General features: G+C 73.9%; 3 protein-coding genes. 1 reads left to right on the forward strand and 2 read right to left on the reverse strand.

Annotation, left to right across the window (positions count from 1 at the left end; all coding sequences use genetic code 11):
• A partial coding sequence (locus tag A612_RS12445; RefSeq protein WP_019374796.1) for a hemerythrin domain-containing protein occupies nucleotides 1-553 on the forward strand: 553 nt, incomplete at its 5' end.
• A 37-nt stretch (nucleotides 554-590) separates the two neighbouring features.
• Here A612_RS12445 and A612_RS12450 read toward each other — a convergent pair.
• Entirely contained in the window at nucleotides 591-881 is a 291-nt protein-coding gene (locus A612_RS12450; RefSeq protein WP_019374797.1) for a BTH_I0359 family protein, read from the reverse strand.
• 119 nt (nucleotides 882-1,000) lie between these two features.
• Nucleotides 1,001-1,718: DUF3108 domain-containing protein (locus A612_RS12455; protein ID WP_019374798.1), on the reverse strand; the 718-nt coding region annotated here is incomplete at its 5' end.

The following is a 1,718-nucleotide window of genomic DNA, read 5'->3' on the forward strand; positions in this document are numbered from 1 at the left end:
CCGCGTCGGCCTGCCGGGCCTGCACAGCCCGGGCGCAGGCTTCGACGAGCCCTTCGCGATGCTCGACGCCTGCCACGATCGCGTGCGCCGTTCGCTGGCGCTGCTGGCGCGCCTGCGGACCTACCTGCGCGAGCAGGGCTGCGACGCCTCGGCACGCCAGGCGGCGCGCGACGTGCTGCGCTATTTCGACATCGCCGCGCCCCTGCACCACGAGGACGAGGAGCGGCACATCTTCCCGCTGCTGCTCGCAGGCAGCCCCGACCCGGAGGTGACTGCGCTGGTGCGGCAGCTGCAGCAGGACCACCTCGACATGGCCGAGCGCTGGGCGGCAGCGCGCGGCGCACTGCAGGCGCTGGCCGAGGGCACGGCCGAGCGGCTGGACGGTGCCGCAGAAGAGGCCCTGGACCGGTTTGCCGCAAGCTACGCCGACCACCTGCGCCACGAGGACGAGGCGGTCTATCCGGCGGCGCAGGCGCTGGTCGACCGCGAGGCCGAGCGCGCGATGGGGCGGGAGATGGCGGCGCGCCGGGGAGCGCGCACCGCCGGCGGATGAGGGCACCGCGCGGGCGGCGTGCCCGCCGGTGCGGGGGTCAGTGGACCACCACCGGGTGCTGCGCCAGGCCGGCGTAGCCCTCGAGCGTGTCCTCGACTTCCTGCTGGGTGGGCGCCTCGCGCTGCCAGGCAAGGATCTGCTGCTGGAACAGCTCCGCCCAGGAGCCGTCCAGATAGACCTCCTTGCCCGAGCGCTTGTCCACGATCTCGAAGCCGTGGCGCACGAGCTGGACCGGCAGGGGCGTGCCGTCGGGTGCGGTGGCGGGCTGGATGGGCTCCGCCTGCATGTGCACCACCACGAAGGAATCGGAATCGTAGAGCATGTGCATTGGTGTTCTCCCTGATGGTTGTGTGGGTGGTCCCCCTTTCGTTGGCTTCATGGTGCAGATGGCCGCTGCGGCCGGGAGTTCAAGTCCCGGGAAAACCTGGGTGGCGCGCGCGGCGGGGTTCAGGGAGAGGACCGCTCCTGGAGCTGCAGGTCGATGCGGTCGCCGCCGTCCTGGGCGATGCGGATGCGCACCGGCAGGTAGTCGAGCCGGGTGCCCAGCCACAGCTCGGCCGTCTGCTCGCCCTGGTCCGGGCGCGCCGGCAGGCGCTGCAGCCTCAGTGCCGGGGTGGGCCCCAGGGGCAGATCCAGCGTCTCCAGGCCCTGCACCGTGAAGCTCCACCGGTCGGCGCCCTTGATGCCGACGGTTTGCAGCTCGATCCGCGTGCCGGCAGGGTGGTCCTGCGGGGCGGCGGCGATCAATGCGCCCAGCTGCAGGAACACGCTCAGGCGGTCCTGCGCCCCTTGCTCGATGGGCGCGGGCGGTGCGCCGGCGCTGAAGCGCGCCTCGCCGCGCTCGAAATCGAGCCAGGCGGTGCGCTCGCGCCGGCTCCGGTCGCCGAAGCGTTCGGGCTGCAGGCCGTGGGCCGTGACCCGGCCCTGGCTGGTCTGGGTGCGCGAGCCCACGAGGAAGGCGCGGATCTCCTGGCGCGCCTCGTAGCGGCCCCCATGGTGCGTCCAGACCAGCTCGGCGTCGGTGCGGTATGGCAGTCCCTTCACGCTGCCCTCGACCGCGAAGACCAGCCGGGCCGGCGGCGGAACGCGCGCCGGCGGCTGCTGCGGGGACGCCGTTTCGGCGCCGGCCGCGGCGGTGCCGGGCGCCGTCGGTGGCGCGGCAGCC

Source organism: Melaminivora alkalimesophila, assembly GCF_000282995.1.
In the GTDB taxonomy this organism is placed as follows: domain Bacteria; phylum Pseudomonadota; class Gammaproteobacteria; order Burkholderiales; family Burkholderiaceae_C; genus Melaminivora; species Melaminivora alkalimesophila.

What these genes read in the sequence shown, in the direction of transcription:
- A612_RS12450 (WP_019374797.1), bottom strand. Translation starts at nt 881, where the DNA reads ATGCACATGCTCTACGATTCCGATTCCTTCGTGGTGGTGCACATGCAG.